This is a genomic window from Methylocystis sp. (genome assembly GCF_051061285.1).
GTDB lineage: Bacteria > Pseudomonadota > Alphaproteobacteria > Rhizobiales > Beijerinckiaceae > Methylocystis.
The window spans coordinates 1-12747 of the sequence record NZ_JBPFEA010000019.1 but is presented as its reverse complement, the minus strand read 5'-3'; the positions used below and the strand labels follow the sequence as shown (position 1 = coordinate 12747).

Sequence of the window (12747 nt, the reverse complement as noted above, 5' to 3'; positions counted from 1 at the left end):
GTACAAAACTTAGCCGCCTGGCGCCTCACGACTGGCCAGGCTCAAACTCGATGCCAGCACGGAAAACGATTATTTTCTGCGCAGAATGGCATGCCAATTGCTGAGACAATGTTCAATTCGCCAACCATGAGGGCATGTCTGCGCAAATGAAGATCATCACGGCGATTATTAAACCCTTCAAGCTCGACGAGGTGCGCGAGGCGCTGACGGAAATCGGCGTGCACGGAATGACCGCGACCGAAGTGAAAGGCTATGGCCGACAGAAGGGCCACGCCGAAATCTATCGCGGCGCCGAATATATCGTCGCCTTCCTGCCCAAGGTTAAGATCGACATCGCGCTCCCTGAAGCGCTCGTCGATCGCGCCATCGAGGCGATCAGACTCGCCGCCTACACCGGCCATATCGGCGACGGCAAAATTTTCGTCTCGCCGCTGGACCGCGCCATGCGCATCCGCACCGGCGAAACCGACTCCGACGCGCTCTAAGCGATCTCCCATCATCAATCAGGACCAGGGCATGCACAGCTCGTTTACGCGCGCGGCTATAACATTCGTCGGCGCGAGGATTCCGCGAGTCCGGTGGGATAGTTTTGGCGCGGCGCTCGCCGCAACCCTTGTGGCCGGCCCCGCCCTCGCGCAGGACGGCGGGAGCAAGATCGACGCCGCCGACACCGCCTTCATGATCGCCGCCACCGCGCTGGTGCTGATGATGACGCTGCCGGGGCTGGCGCTCTTTTACAGCGGCATGGTGCGCAAGAAGAATGTGCTCGCCACCATGGCGCAGAGCCTCATCGCCACCGCGCTCGTCTCGCTGCTGTGGATCGGCGTCGCCTACAGCCTCGCCTTCAGCGGCGAGGGCGCCTATATCGGCGACGCGTCGCGGTCGCTTCTTGCAGGGATCGGGCTCGACACGGTGAGCCCGTTCGCCAAGACGATCCCTGAAATCCTGTTCATGCTCTATCAGATGACCTTCGCGGTGATCACCTGCGCGCTGGTCGCCGGCTCGGTCGCCGAACGCATGAAGTTCTCCGCCTTCATGCTGTTTTGCGTGCTGTGGCTGTTCATCGTTTATGTGCCTTCCGCGCATTGGGTCTGGGGCGGCGGATTTCTGCAGAAGCTGGGCCTCCTCGATTTCGCCGGCGGGACGGTCGTGCACATCAATGCCGGGATCGCCGGCCTCGTCTGCGCGCTCGTGCTCGGCAATCGCGTCGGGTTCGGACGCGAAAACCTCTCGCCCTTCGATCTCTCGCTCGCCGTCGTCGGAACCGGATTGCTCTGGGTCGGCTGGTTCGGCTTCAATGGCGGCTCGGCGCTCGCCGCCAATTCCCGCGCGGTCTTCGCCATTGTGGCGACGCATCTTGCCGCCTGCGCCGGCGCGCTGGTGTGGAGCGGCCTGGAATGGCTCCAGCGCGGCAAGCCGTCGGTGCTCGGCGTCATCTCGGGAGCCATCGCCGGCCTGGGCACGATCACGCCGGCCTCGGGCTATGTCCTGCCATGGCACGGCGTCGTCATTGGGATGATCGCCGGCGGCGTCTGCTATTGGTTCTGCACCGTCGCGAAATATAAATTCCGCTACGATGATACGCTCGATGTTTTCGGCGTGCATGGCGTCGGCGGCATCATGGGCACGCTGCTCGCCGGAGTCTTCGCCACCCGCGCGATCACGGCTTCGGAAGGCGACCCCGGCGTCGCGGGCCTGTTGGAAGGCGATCCGCATCAGCTTTACGTGCAGGCGATCGGCGTCCTCGTCACGATCGTCTGGGGCGTGATCGGCACTTTAGCGACGCTGAAAATTGTCTCGATGATCACGCCGCTTCGCGTGACTTACGACGATGAACGCGAGGGCCTCGACATCGCGCTGCATGGCGAAGCGCTGCATCAGTAGCGAGCCGCCGGAACGCCGGCCTCCTATAGCGTCATGGCCGGGCTTGCCCCGGCCAAATCGCGTCGCAATGTCACTTCAGATCGGGGCGACATGTAAGGTATCCTAATACCAACAAACCCTAGCGCCCAGTTTTCTAGGCATTGTGGAGACTTTGCCGCGCAAAAACCGCTTGACCCCTCCTGCCGCATCGCCTATCCACGCCCATCCGAACACACCGTTCACACGGAATTCCCATCTCATGTTTGGCAACACCTATTCGGCGAAACCCGCCGACATCGAAAAGAAGTGGGTGCTGATCGACGCCTCCGGGCTCGTCGTCGGCCGCCTCGCCTCCATCATCGCGCTGCGTCTGCGCGGCAAGCACAAGGCGACGTTCACGCCGCACATGGATGACGGCGACAACATCATCGTCATCAACGCCGAAAAAGTGGTTTTGACCGGCCGCAAGCGCGACCAGAAGGTCTATCACCACCACACGGGCTTTCCCGGCGGCATCAAGGAACGCTCGGCGAAGTTCCTTCTCGACGGGCGCTTCCCGGAGCGAGTCCTGGAGAAGGCCGTGCAGCGCATGCTGCCGCGAGGCCCCCTGGGCCGCAAGCAGTTCGGCAATCTGCGCGTCTATAAGGGCGCGGAACACCCGCATGAGGCGCAGAGCCCACAGACGCTCGACGTCGCCGCCCTGAACGTCAAGAATAGCCGGAGCGCCTGATCATGGCCGAGACCACTCTTTCCTCGCTTTCCGACCTTCAGGGAAGCGTCGTCACGGCGCCCGAGTCGCCGCGCTATGTGCAAAAGCTCGACAAGCAGGGCCGCGCCTATGCGACCGGCAAGCGCAAAAACGCCGTCGCGCGCGTCTGGATCAAGCCGGGCCCCGGCAAGATCACCGTCAACGGCCGCGACGTCGAAGTCTATTTCGCCCGTCCGGTGCTGCGCATGATTCTGGCCCAGCCCTTCGGCGTCACCAAGCGCGCGGGTCAATATGACATCGTCGTTACGGTCGCCGGGGGCGGACTTTCGGGTCAGGCCGGCGCGGTGCGCCATGGCCTCGCCAAGGCGCTGACCGCTTACGAGCCGGAACTGCGTCCCGCGCTCAAGAAGGAAGGCTTCCTGACGCGCGACTCCCGCGTTGTCGAGCGCAAGAAATACGGCAAGCGGAAAGCCCGCCGCAGCTTCCAGTTCTCGAAGCGCTAAGCTTCGCGATCTTCAAGGCAAGCATTTCCAAAAGCGGCGCTTCTGCGCCGCTTTTGTTTTGATCAGTAGACGCAGATCTTGAAGTCGCTTCCGACCCAACAGGCGGGATCGGCTTTGGAGCGCTTCGCCTCTCCCCAACGGGAGTTGATTCCGTCGCGGGTCAGCCCTCTCACTTCCGCGACGCCCGGCGAAACAATGGCGACGCTGATCTGCGTCGCGCCGCCAAATGCGGGCTTGCCAACTGGCGTAATCGAAAAGCTGCCGCCGTCCTCAGCCGAAAATTCGCACTTCCCCTGATAGGGCGGCGCGCCGGCGCCGACGACGACGCATCTTGCGGATCGCGCCACCGCCTCCTCGATCAAAAGTTGCTGCATCATAACGATCGAAACAATCAAAACCGCAATTCTCTTCATGAAAGTCTCCCGTCGTAGCGTCCGCCGCAGGCGCCAAACTCAATCAACGATCGTCGAACGCCATAGTTCAATGCGGCGGTCATTCGAGATCCGACTCCCTATGCCGTTCGTGCAGACCCGCGACGCCAAGGAGGCCCGCGCCGGCGCCGAAGATGAGATAGAAGGCGGGCGCGACGGGCGTGTCGAAAAAGCCGATCAACCACGCGACGATAAACGGGGCGAAGCCGCCAAAGATCATCACGGCGAGATTGTAGGGGATCGCAAGGCCCGCGGAACGCATATGCGTGGGAAACTGCTCCGCGAGCGCCGTCGAAAACGCCCCGCAGATGCCCGACATCATGACGCAGAAGGCTATTTGCGCCAGCGCCAGCGCCAAAACCGACCGTTCGGCCTGAAGCCAGACGTAGAGAGGATAAGCGCACAGTAGAAGCAAACCATTCGACGCCAGCAGCAGCGGCCGACGGCCAACGACGTCGGAGAAAACGCCCATCAACGGCGTCAGCGCCATCAGCAGCAGGAGCGCGGGCGCCTGGGCGAGGAAGGATTGTTCAAGCGTCAATCCCATCTCGGTCTTTGCGTAGGTCGGCATATAGACGAGGATCACATAGAATGAGATGGTCGTGCCGATCGTGGCGACGAAACAGACGAGCAGCCTCTCGCCGCGCCGGCGGATCAGATCGACAAACGCCTCCCGCGCGCCGCACGCCCTTGCCGTCGCCTTGAAAGCCGGCGTTTCGTCGAGATGGCGTCGGACATAGAGTCCGACTGGACCAATCAGCGGGCCCGCGAAAAACGGCAGCCGCCACGCCCATTCATTCACCGCATCGACCGAGAAAACGCTCGTGACAATAATGCCTGCCAGCGTCGCGAGCAGGATCGAAAGCGCCTGCCCGAATACTTGCAGTGAGCCATAGAAACCACGCCGGCCTCGGGGCGCCATTTCGATGAGAAAGCAGGTCGAGCTGGAGTATTCTCCGCCGGTCGCAAATCCCTGCAGCAAGCGGCCGGCGACGATAAGCAGAGGGGCAGAAACGCCGATCTTCGCGTAGGTCGGCGTGAGCGCGATGACAGCCACCGCGGCGGTCATCGCGAACATGACGAGTTGTAGCGCCGCCTTACGGCCCTTGCGATCCGCGTAAAATCCGAAGAAGAGGCCGCCGAGCGGGCGCGTGCAGAAGCCCGCGCCAAAGGTCGCGAGCGCCAGCAAGAGAGAAGCCGTTTCATCTCGGCTTGGAAAGAACGCCTGCGCCAGAACGGAAGCAAAAAAGCCGTAGACGACGAAATCGTACCATTCCAACGCATTCCCAATCACGGCGGCCGCGATCTGTGTGGGCGCTGGCGCGCTCACTTGGCGCATATTTTGGCGCATATCCATGCAAATTTCTCGATTGTCCGAGCGTGTGGCGTCGTCGCCTTCGCCGTCGCAAGCCACGGCCGCTCGCGCGCGTCCCGGTCACATGAAATCACGCGATCGATAAGGAAGCGCGCAAAATCAAAAATGTTGGAGCAGGTTCTCGCCAAAAACCTGTCAACTTTTTCGGAGCCTGCTTGTCTTATGATGAGGGTTGTTGGGGATGACGGCGAGCGCGCCCTTGGCGGCGATGACGTGACGCAAGCGATCGGCGGTGGCGGAGTCGACGATCAGATATTCGACGTCCGGATCATTAGCCATCGCCTTGAAAAAAATTCGCCGCCAGCCCCCCTTTGAGGCTCGACTGAAACGCCGGAACACGCTGTTCCAATCCCCAAACGCTTCCGGAAGATCACGCCAGGGAGACCCCGTGCGCACGATCCACAGTAGGTCGGGCCGACCTATGATCAGCGGCGCCATCCGCTCCCACGCCGCGTCGGTCAAAACCAGTCGATCCATCACACCCAAGGCCGCCTCCCCAAAGGCAGCCTTGAATCTGATTTGCGCCTAAAATGGAATCCTTTACGGCCTAAGCCTCGTTTTCATCCGGCGCGTCCAGAATACGCTCGGCGATCAGCCCGGCGTTCTCGCGGATCGCCTGTTCGATGCGCTGCGCGGCCTCGGGGTTTTGCTTCAAAAAACTCTTGGCGTTCTCGCGGCCCTGGCCGAGCCTCTGGCTGTCGTAGGAGAACCAGGCGCCCGACTTCTCGACGACGCCGGCCTTGACGCCAAGATCGATCAATTCGCCGAATTTGGAGACGCCCTCGCCATACATGATGTCGAATTCGACCTGTTTGAACGGCGGCGCCACCTTGTTCTTGACCACTTTGACACGGGTCTGGTTGCCGGTCGTCTCGTCGCGGTCCTTGATCGCGCCGATGCGGCGGATGTCGAGCCGCACCGAGGCGTAAAATTTCAGCGCATTGCCGCCGGTCGTCGTCTCCGGCGAACCGTACATCACGCCGATCTTCATGCGGATCTGATTGATGAAGATGACGAGCGTGTTGGAGCGGGCGATCGAGGCGGTAAGCTTGCGCAGCGCCTGGCTCATCAGCCGCGCCTGCAGACCCGGCTGCACGTCGCCCATCTCGCCCTCGATTTCGGCGCGGGGCGTCAGCGCCGCCACCGAATCGACGACGAGCACGTCGACGGCGCCGGAGCGCACCAGCGTGTCGGTGATCTCGAGCGCCTGCTCGCCGGTGTCGGGCTGCGAAATTAAGAGATCTTCGAGATTGACGCCGAGCTTGCGGGCGTAGATCGGATCCAGCGCATGTTCCGCGTCGACGAAGGCGCAGACGCCGCCTAATTTCTGCGCCTCGGCGATGACATGCAGGGTGAGAGTGGTCTTGCCCGAGGATTCCGGCCCGTAAATTTCAACGACGCGGCCGCGCGGCAGGCCGCCGACGCCCAGCGCGATGTCGAGCCCCAGCGAGCCGGTCGAGATCGTCTCGATCTCGACGGCCTTCTGGTTCTTGCCGAGCCGCATGATCGAACCTTTGCCGAATGCGCGCTCGATCTGCGACAGAGCGGCGTCAAGCGCCTTGGTCTTGTCCACGGACGTCCCTTCCACGAGGCGGAGATTGGCTTGGCTCACGGCTGAAAATTCCTTCTGACACGGTTAGCTAGGCGCAGGCAATGCGGCTGCGAGGACGGTCGCGAGGCAAGGGCGCTGGGCGAAAGAGCGCGCTCGACCCTGAACCGCAGTGTGCATGATTTGTTCTTTTTGCCAAGTTCTTTTTGGAGACCTTGTCCGGAAATTCAGGGGCGACGACGAGCAGCGATCGGGGGCGCCTGCGCGCGAAGCCCGTCCCCCGCCACGCCCCCGCATTTGCGCCCTCCCCCGCCATCCGTGTATCTCTTTGAGCGTGGCGGCTTCGCCATTCCATCCACGCGGCCACATTCGCCGCTGACCGCAAGGCCGTTTCATGCCGCTTGCCGCCGCCATTCGCACCATTCCCGATTATCCCAAGAAGGGAATCCTCTTTCGCGACATCACCACCCTGCTCGGCGACGCCAAGGCGTTCCGCAAGGCGGTCGACGAACTCGTGCAGCCCTGGTGCGGCGGCAAGATCGACAAGGTCGCGGGCATGGAGGCGCGCGGCTTCATCCTGGGGGGCGCGGTGGCGCATCAGCTTTCCGCCGGCTTCATCCCGATTCGCAAGAAGGGCAAGCTGCCGCATCGCGTCGTCTCCATCGCCTATGAGCTCGAATATGGCGTCGACGAAATGGAGATGCATGAAGACGCGGTCCTCCCCGGCGAGCGGGTGATTCTCGTCGACGATCTGATCGCCACCGGCGGCACCGCCGAGGGCGCGGTGAAGCTCCTGCGCCAGGCCGGCGCCGACGTCGTCGCCGCCTGTTTCGTCATCGACCTGCCCGATCTCGCCGGCGTGAAAAGGCTCCAGACGCTGGGCGTCCCGGTGCGCACGCTCGTCGCCTTCGCAGGCCACTAAAGCGCCTTTTTCGAGTGGTCTTGCTCAGCCCAGGCTCGAAGTTCAGAATCTTCCAGGAGAGGCTGCATAGGCGCATGACGCCGCGACAGACCCATTTGGCGCTGGCGGCGATCGCCGTCGCCGCGCTCGTCGGCGGAGTCGCAGCCCTCCGCTATATGCCCTGGGGCGGGAGCGCGTCTGCCGTCCGCAGCGACGCCGCGCGCGGCGCCTGGAGCGGCGCGCTGCCGACCGGCCTGCGCAGCATGGCCCTGCGGATGAAGCCCGGCGCATTCCCCCCTGCTCCGCCGCCCGAGCCCACAATAGCGGCGCCGCAAGAGCCGACCATCGGGGTGGCGACGCTGCCGGCGCAAGACGGCGTCGAAGGGTCGGTGTCGTTCCCGCCCGCGCCGCCGCCCGCGCGGCCGGAGATTGTGGAAAAGCCCACGCCGCTGCCCCCGTCGCGACCGGCCAATCTCGCCGAGCTTGCCGACAAATTCGCCGAGACGGCGGCGGCGGCCCCCGCCGAGCAGCCGCAAACCGCCGAGGCGACCCCGCCCGCCGAGGTCCCGGCCACGGCGCCGACGCTCGCCAATGCGCCGCTGCCGCCGGCCCGGCCGCAGGAGCCCTCGGCGAGAGCCGCGGTTGAGGCGACGCCGACGGCGCAGGAGTCGGCGCCGCCGACCCAGGTGGCGCGCGCCGTCGAGCCGACTTTGCGGGCTGCGCCCGAGGACGCCTTTCAGCAGGAGGCCCCGATCCGCTACGGCATGGGGGACCAGGTCTTCGTGCGCATCTTCAAGCAGGAAGGCCAGCTCGAACTCTGGCTTCGAAAGAGCAACAGCCGCTTCTCGCTCTACAAGACCTATCCAATCTGCAAATGGTCAGGCAGGCTCGGGCCAAAGCTCAAGGAAGCCGATTACCAGTCGCCGGAAGGCTTTTACAGCGTCTCGGCGAAGCAGCTGCATCCGCATTCGAATTATCACCGCGCGTTCAACGTCGGCTATCCGAACGCCTTCGATCGCCAGAACGGGCGGACCGGCGGCCTCGTCATGGTGCATGGCGCGTGCAAGTCGGTTGGCTGCTTCGCCATGACCGACCGCGGCATCGAGGAAATCTACGCCTTCGTCGAGGCGGCGATGCGCGCCGGCCAGCGCGAAGTGCAGGTGCATATTTTTCCGTTCCGCTTGACCGAGCAGGCGATCGCTCGGGAAACCGGCGGAAGCTGGCTCGCCTTCGTCGGCGCGGGCGGCAATTATAAGCACTGGACCGAGTTCTGGCATAATCTGAAGCAGGGCTACGATATCTTCGAGCAGACCGGCGAACCGCCGGTGGCCTTCGCCTGCGGCGATCATTACGCCTTTGGCGCGGGCGATTCGTCCTGCCGACGCATCGCCGGCTGGTGATCGAGGCGCGCAACGCTGAGGCAAGACTGTTCAGCTTGGTTTCAGTCGGCGCGCGCGAGGATGCGTATGCAAAAGCGCTGGGGGGCGCCAACAAGGAAAACGCCGGCATGCGGCTCGTGACCTATTCTATCGTCGGCGCGGCTTGCGCCCTCGGCATTCTTTTCGCGCCGGTCGCCCAGGCGGCCAATGCGCCGCTGTGCTTCGCGATCGCCGAAAACTACAACAAATGCATGCGCCAGCATCAATACGGGCGCGGCGGGCATGGCGGTTATGGTCCGGGTTACGGCCAAGGCTACGGCCATGGATACGGCCATGGCTATCGCCGTGGCTATTTCGACGGCGATCCCGGCGACTACGATGGCGATGGCGGCTACGGCGGATTTGGCGGCGACGACGGCTATGGCGGCGGCTCCCGCCGCCAGCGCTCTCAGGCGGCCTGCGCGATCTGGATCGCTCAGATGCAGGCCAGCGGCTGCTTAAACTAGCCAAAGAAGTGGCGCGGCCGATTGCGCCGCGCCGCCACCCGGGCTCATTTGTAAGGTTTCGGGCACTCGCCGTCGGACTTTTTCGCGACCTTGGCGGCGCGACGCGTGCAGTCGTTGCCGTAGGTTTTATCGTCACAGCCGCAAACGGGACGATAGTCTTTGGTGCAGATCTTTGAAACTTCCACACACTTGCCGGCGATGTCGGCTCCGCGGCATTGGCCCGGCTCGGGGTCGCACCACAAGCCTTTGTCGCATTGAATGCCGGCGATGCCTGCGCACATCTCGCCGACCTTGGCGGCCGAGGCAGGCGCGGAGACAAAGAGTGAGAGCGCCAGGGCGCTCGCGAATGTCCAAAGTATTTTCGTCATATCGTCGTCCTCCCTTAAAAAACTGCAGCAAGTGCTACGGCGTCTGCTTTCGCCGTTCGCTTCGCCCAGCCGTGGGCGAGGCTTCAACCAGCGTCAGTAATGGCGCCTGCAGCGGCCGTTGTGCCGCTTGTTGACCATCGCGGCGCGGCGCGCGCAGTCGTTTGCGTAGGTGCGGCCGTCGCACCCGCACACCGGCCTGAAAATGCGGGGACAGAAGTGCGGCCTGACCGAGCAACGGCCAAAAGCGTCGGCGACGCGGCAGGAGCCGGGGCGCATCTCGCACCACAAGCCCTTGGCGCAGTGAAGGCCGATAATGCCGCCGCATTTGGCGCCGACGCCTCCGGCGGCGAGCGCCGGCGATGACGTCGCCATGAAGAGCACGAAGAGCGTTGAAGCGAGGAGCGCGCAGAGGCGCAAGCCAAGGCGTAAATTCATCGCAATTCTCCAAAAAATGCTTTCGTAACGGTGAGATAACGCATCTGGCGCGCAAGCGTTCCCGCACCGGCGACGGCGGCTGCTGGCTCCGAATCCAGGTTTACGAGGAGTCATCTCACCCGCGTCATGGCCGCGCTCGTCGCGGCCATCCACGCGATGACGCGAGGCAAATGTGAGGATATGAGCCGAACCTACTCTCTCCGCGCGATGCGTTTCGCGGTTGACCGGCGTGGATGCCCGGCACAAGGCCGGGCATGACGGCTGAGAGTGAGCTGAAATTAACCAGAGTTCGAAGCCCTGACGGCGGCTGGCGGCCGGTTGATCGTTCGCGCCGGCGCGACTATGCTGGCTCCCACACGGGATGGGGCTCCCGGTAACCGCCTGATGAGGCTGATGGCTCCTGCCGCAAGGACGCGCGTCCTGCGGGAGGAGCGCGCTTAAAGCGCCGCCTGCCGCAGCATGTTTGTCGTCCGCTCATTGGAAAGGACGACAAACATGGGCTTCTTGATCGTATTTATCGGCGGGGGATTTGGCGCGGCGACGCGCCACGGCGTGAATCTTCTTCTCGCTCGGATGATCGGCCTCAATTTTCCTTTCGGAACGTTGGCTGTCAATGTTTTGGGTTCGTTCCTCACGGGCGCGCTCGTGGGCTATTTTGCCTTCAAGGGCGGGGCGTCGCAGCACTGGCGCCTGTTTCTCACGACCGGTATCCTTGGCGGCTTCACCACCTTTTCGGCCTTCTCGCTCGAGACGGTCTTGCTGTACGAGCGCGGCGAACTGGCGATGGCGGCCGTTTATGTCGTGGCGTCAATCGGCCTTGCGGTCGCCGGCCTCCTCGCCGGCCTGTCGCTGCTGCGGCATTTTTCGTGAGGGCTTCGGAGCGAGCCTCTCCCCCGCCGAGTGGCGGATGAATAGCTTGATTTGACCCAAAGCGGGCCTGGGTCCTATTCCGGGCATGTTGATTGCCCGATCACAAGCGTCCGATGTGGGGCCGGTTGCGGACTGGCGGCTTCTGGCGTCCGCGAGAAGGAGAGCCTTTGAAACCTCACGCCCGAAGGCAAAGACAGATGACGTCCGCCAAACTGTCCCACATCGAGGCGAGATGCTCGGGCGAGGGAGCGAAGCTTGGCGAATGAACGTAGCGGTTCAAGGTATCTGCCGAAACAAGCTGGTCCGAGTGCTGGAACTTCGTCAGCACACCGAGTTGCTTGTCATCGATCTTTCCCGCGCCGCGAAGGTGCTTTCCGACCTTCACAAGTCTCGCCGCGAGCTTGTCGCCATTGTTCACTGTTACGCCGGCCTGCGCGATGCAATTCTCCATAGCTAGCTCCAACAGCACCCGGAAGAGAACCGAGATAGCATTCGGATGCTCTGTAAGCGTGAGGCGAAACTGAAGCTCATCCCAAATCTGCCTGTGGCGCTGCAACCTGCCGGGCCATGCGAGGCCATAATCGAGTTGCGGTATGAGCGTCGTTCGCTTGCTTGGCTTGCGTGCCGCGGCAGGCCTTGCCTTCTGCACCTTGGCGGCCGCCGCACTGGCAGAACGTCCCGACAGGGCATACTGCACACTCGGAAGAACTCCTTCCCGTTCCAGCCCGTCAAGATACTTTCGCTTTCCGTCTACATCCCAGATATCGCCAAGCACCAGACGCTTGTTGGCGAGATCGTAGGCAACGCGCGCCATCGCGCCTAGCGCCACATCTTCTTCGTGAGTGAACTCGAAGCGCCCGTTAGATACACTGAAACCCAGTCGGTTTCTGAAGGGCTCGGCTGACAGAAGACGGTTCATTGTCGATCGCGGAATCTTCTTACGGCCAGGCAAGAGGTTGGCCTCTCTCAGGCGATTTTCGATCTCGTCTGCGACGCTGATCCCGCTTCGTTGCCCGGTGCGGGCAACAAACGTCGCTTTCATACGGTCGTCCCAGGTCGACTGTCCAACACCATTCTGGGTACCGGTATGACGACGGAAGAGAATCTCGTCGATACGCTCTCGGTTAGCTTCCACCTGACACTGCACGGATTCGGGAAACTCTCCCTTCCAACGCGCTTTTTGCTCAGCAAAGAATTCCTGCAACTCGGCGTTCGGCGCTTTATGGGGATGCGCCAAGAGCTTCAGGCATGTCACGCGCCGGTTGCCATCGAAGACGATAAACTTGCTACCCTCTGGGGAGACGAGCGGAAGCTCAAATATCTCGCCTTTGTCGACGATGTCTTTTGCGAGGTTGCGCATGTGCGTCTCACGCGCGTTGAAGAGCCATGCGATAGCCGCAGTTTCGTTTTCTAGTTCGCCGTGCCGGTCATTCGCACGATTCACAACTAGGTCTTCGATTTTGAGAGACTTAATGCTCATTGGCCGCCCGATGGAACTTCGTTTACATCGTCTAATGCTACGATAGATCACATAATTACGATAGATCACATAATATTGCAGACTTCCAATCGCCTTGCTAGAAGAAGAGATGGGCACCCGTATCCAAACGCTTACGAGGAAATCGGCGGAACTCAAGCCGAAACGGCCACGGGCAAAGCCGCTCATCCGTCACATCGTCGCCTCTGACAACCACGGGTTTGTTGGCCGGGTCTATGATCTTAGCCCGTCTTATTCGCCCTGCCGACACGCATTTCTGATTTTCTTCGCGACATGATTGCGGACGCAATTCCGCGTTGCGTTATTTCCGCTGGGTCGATCTGCACATCTCGAACGCGCTGGAGTTGGATGGATGGGTGA

The 12747-nt window shown here is 62.5% G+C and carries 14 protein-coding genes, 1 pseudogene and 1 riboswitch; of the genes and pseudogenes, 8 read left to right on the top strand and 7 right to left on the bottom strand.

The window, feature by feature from the left end; translation table 11 throughout:
- Positions 1-146 precede the first annotated feature (146 nt).
- From ACR65T_RS06665 to rpsI, 4 genes are all read left to right on the top strand, one after another.
- On the top strand, positions 147-485 hold the full coding sequence (locus ACR65T_RS06665) for a P-II family nitrogen regulator (RefSeq protein ID WP_434495809.1): 339 nt from the start codon (positions 147-149) through the stop codon (positions 483-485).
- 31 nt (positions 486-516) lie between these two features.
- Positions 517-1884, top strand: a complete 1368-nt coding sequence (locus tag ACR65T_RS06660; protein ID WP_434495742.1) for an ammonium transporter — start codon at positions 517-519, stop codon at positions 1882-1884.
- 238 nt (positions 1885-2122) lie between these two features.
- Complete coding sequence (gene rplM / locus ACR65T_RS06655; protein WP_434495741.1) at positions 2123-2593, top strand: 50S ribosomal protein L13; 471 nt, start codon at positions 2123-2125, stop codon at positions 2591-2593.
- Between the two features lie 2 nt (positions 2594-2595).
- Complete coding sequence (gene rpsI, locus ACR65T_RS06650; RefSeq protein WP_434495740.1) at positions 2596-3075, top strand: 30S ribosomal protein S9; 480 nt, start codon at positions 2596-2598, stop codon at positions 3073-3075.
- Between the two features lie 62 nt (positions 3076-3137).
- Here rpsI and ACR65T_RS06645 read toward each other — a convergent pair whose 3' ends face one another.
- The 4 genes and pseudogenes from ACR65T_RS06645 to recA all read right to left on the bottom strand — a co-directional run bounded on the left by ACR65T_RS06645 (position 3138) and on the right by recA (position 6493).
- Complete coding sequence (locus ACR65T_RS06645) at positions 3138-3488, bottom strand: hypothetical protein (protein WP_434495739.1); 351 nt, start codon at positions 3486-3488, stop codon at positions 3138-3140.
- Positions 3489-3567: 79 nt separating this feature from the next.
- Entirely contained in the window at positions 3568-4863 is a 1296-nt protein-coding gene (locus tag ACR65T_RS06640) for an MFS transporter (RefSeq protein ID WP_434495738.1), read from the bottom strand.
- 216 nt (positions 4864-5079) lie between these two features.
- A pseudogene (locus ACR65T_RS06635) lies at positions 5080-5367 on the bottom strand (transposase); the annotation flags it as partial.
- A 61-nt stretch (positions 5368-5428) separates the two neighbouring features.
- On the bottom strand, positions 5429-6493 hold the full coding sequence (gene recA, locus ACR65T_RS06630) for a recombinase RecA (RefSeq protein WP_175093058.1): 1065 nt from the start codon (positions 6491-6493) through the stop codon (positions 5429-5431).
- 331 nt (positions 6494-6824) lie between these two features.
- On the opposite strand from recA, the gene ACR65T_RS06625 reads away from it, so the two are divergent.
- From ACR65T_RS06625 to ACR65T_RS06615, 3 genes are all read left to right on the top strand, one after another.
- Positions 6825-7352, top strand: coding sequence for an adenine phosphoribosyltransferase (locus tag ACR65T_RS06625; RefSeq protein ID WP_434495737.1), 528 nt, complete (start codon positions 6825-6827; stop codon positions 7350-7352).
- A gap of 74 nt (positions 7353-7426) precedes the next feature.
- Positions 7427-8731 (top strand): L,D-transpeptidase family protein, encoded by a 1305-nt coding sequence (locus ACR65T_RS06620; protein WP_434495736.1) that lies wholly within the window; start codon positions 7427-7429, stop codon positions 8729-8731.
- A 107-nt stretch (positions 8732-8838) separates the two neighbouring features.
- Positions 8839-9216, top strand: a complete 378-nt coding sequence (locus ACR65T_RS06615; protein ID WP_434495735.1) for a hypothetical protein — start codon at positions 8839-8841, stop codon at positions 9214-9216.
- A 44-nt stretch (positions 9217-9260) separates the two neighbouring features.
- Here the strand turns inward: ACR65T_RS06615 and ACR65T_RS06610 are convergent, their stop codons facing one another.
- Together ACR65T_RS06610 and ACR65T_RS06605 are read right to left on the bottom strand one after the other, a co-directional pair.
- Positions 9261-9584 carry a Kazal-type serine protease inhibitor family protein gene (locus ACR65T_RS06610; protein ID WP_434495734.1) on the bottom strand — a complete coding sequence of 108 codons (324 nt, stop codon included), beginning with the start codon at positions 9582-9584 and terminating at the stop codon, positions 9261-9263.
- Between the two features lie 93 nt (positions 9585-9677).
- The gene (locus ACR65T_RS06605) at positions 9678-10019 is read right to left on the bottom strand and encodes a Kazal-type serine protease inhibitor domain-containing protein (RefSeq protein WP_434495733.1); all 342 of its coding nucleotides are present in this window, start codon (positions 10017-10019) and stop codon (positions 9678-9680) included.
- Positions 10020-10367: 348 nt separating this feature from the next.
- A riboswitch (Fluoride riboswitch) is annotated at positions 10368-10429 on the top strand.
- Positions 10430-10514: 85 nt separating this feature from the next.
- Between ACR65T_RS06605 and crcB the strand changes: the two genes are divergently transcribed.
- Entirely contained in the window at positions 10515-10889 is a 375-nt protein-coding gene (gene crcB, locus ACR65T_RS06600; protein ID WP_434495732.1) for a fluoride efflux transporter CrcB, read from the top strand.
- A 175-nt stretch (positions 10890-11064) separates the two neighbouring features.
- Here crcB and ACR65T_RS06595 read toward each other — a convergent pair whose 3' ends face one another.
- Positions 11065-12555, bottom strand: a complete 1491-nt coding sequence (locus ACR65T_RS06595) for a hypothetical protein (protein WP_434495731.1) — start codon at positions 12553-12555, stop codon at positions 11065-11067.
- Between the last annotated feature and the right edge of the window lie 192 nt (positions 12556-12747).

Bases quoted from the DNA above. Each gene is read 5' to 3' on its own strand.
- ACR65T_RS06620 (WP_434495736.1), top strand. From the start codon at position 7,427: ATGACGCCGCGACAGACCCATTTGGCGCTGGCGGCGATCGCCGTCGCC.
- rplM (WP_434495741.1), top strand. From the start codon at position 2,123: ATGTTTGGCAACACCTATTCGGCGAAACCCGCCGACATCGAAAAGAAG.
- ACR65T_RS06665 (WP_434495809.1), top strand. From the start codon at position 147: ATGAAGATCATCACGGCGATTATTAAACCCTTCAAGCTCGACGAGGTG.
- ACR65T_RS06625 (WP_434495737.1), top strand. From the start codon at position 6,825: ATGCCGCTTGCCGCCGCCATTCGCACCATTCCCGATTATCCCAAGAAG.
- ACR65T_RS06660 (WP_434495742.1), top strand. From the start codon at position 517: ATGCACAGCTCGTTTACGCGCGCGGCTATAACATTCGTCGGCGCGAGG.
- ACR65T_RS06605 (WP_434495733.1), bottom strand. From the start codon at position 10,019: ATGAATTTACGCCTTGGCTTGCGCCTCTGCGCGCTCCTCGCTTCAACG.
- rpsI (WP_434495740.1), top strand. From the start codon at position 2,596: ATGGCCGAGACCACTCTTTCCTCGCTTTCCGACCTTCAGGGAAGCGTC.
- ACR65T_RS06645 (WP_434495739.1), bottom strand. From the start codon at position 3,488: ATGAAGAGAATTGCGGTTTTGATTGTTTCGATCGTTATGATGCAGCAA.
- ACR65T_RS06615 (WP_434495735.1), top strand. From the start codon at position 8,839: ATGCGGCTCGTGACCTATTCTATCGTCGGCGCGGCTTGCGCCCTCGGC.
- ACR65T_RS06595 (WP_434495731.1), bottom strand. From the start codon at position 12,555: ATGAGCGGCTTTGCCCGTGGCCGTTTCGGCTTGAGTTCCGCCGATTTC.
- crcB (WP_434495732.1), top strand. From the start codon at position 10,515: ATGGGCTTCTTGATCGTATTTATCGGCGGGGGATTTGGCGCGGCGACG.
- ACR65T_RS06610 (WP_434495734.1), bottom strand. From the start codon at position 9,584: ATGACGAAAATACTTTGGACATTCGCGAGCGCCCTGGCGCTCTCACTC.
- ACR65T_RS06640 (WP_434495738.1), bottom strand. From the start codon at position 4,863: ATGGATATGCGCCAAAATATGCGCCAAGTGAGCGCGCCAGCGCCCACA.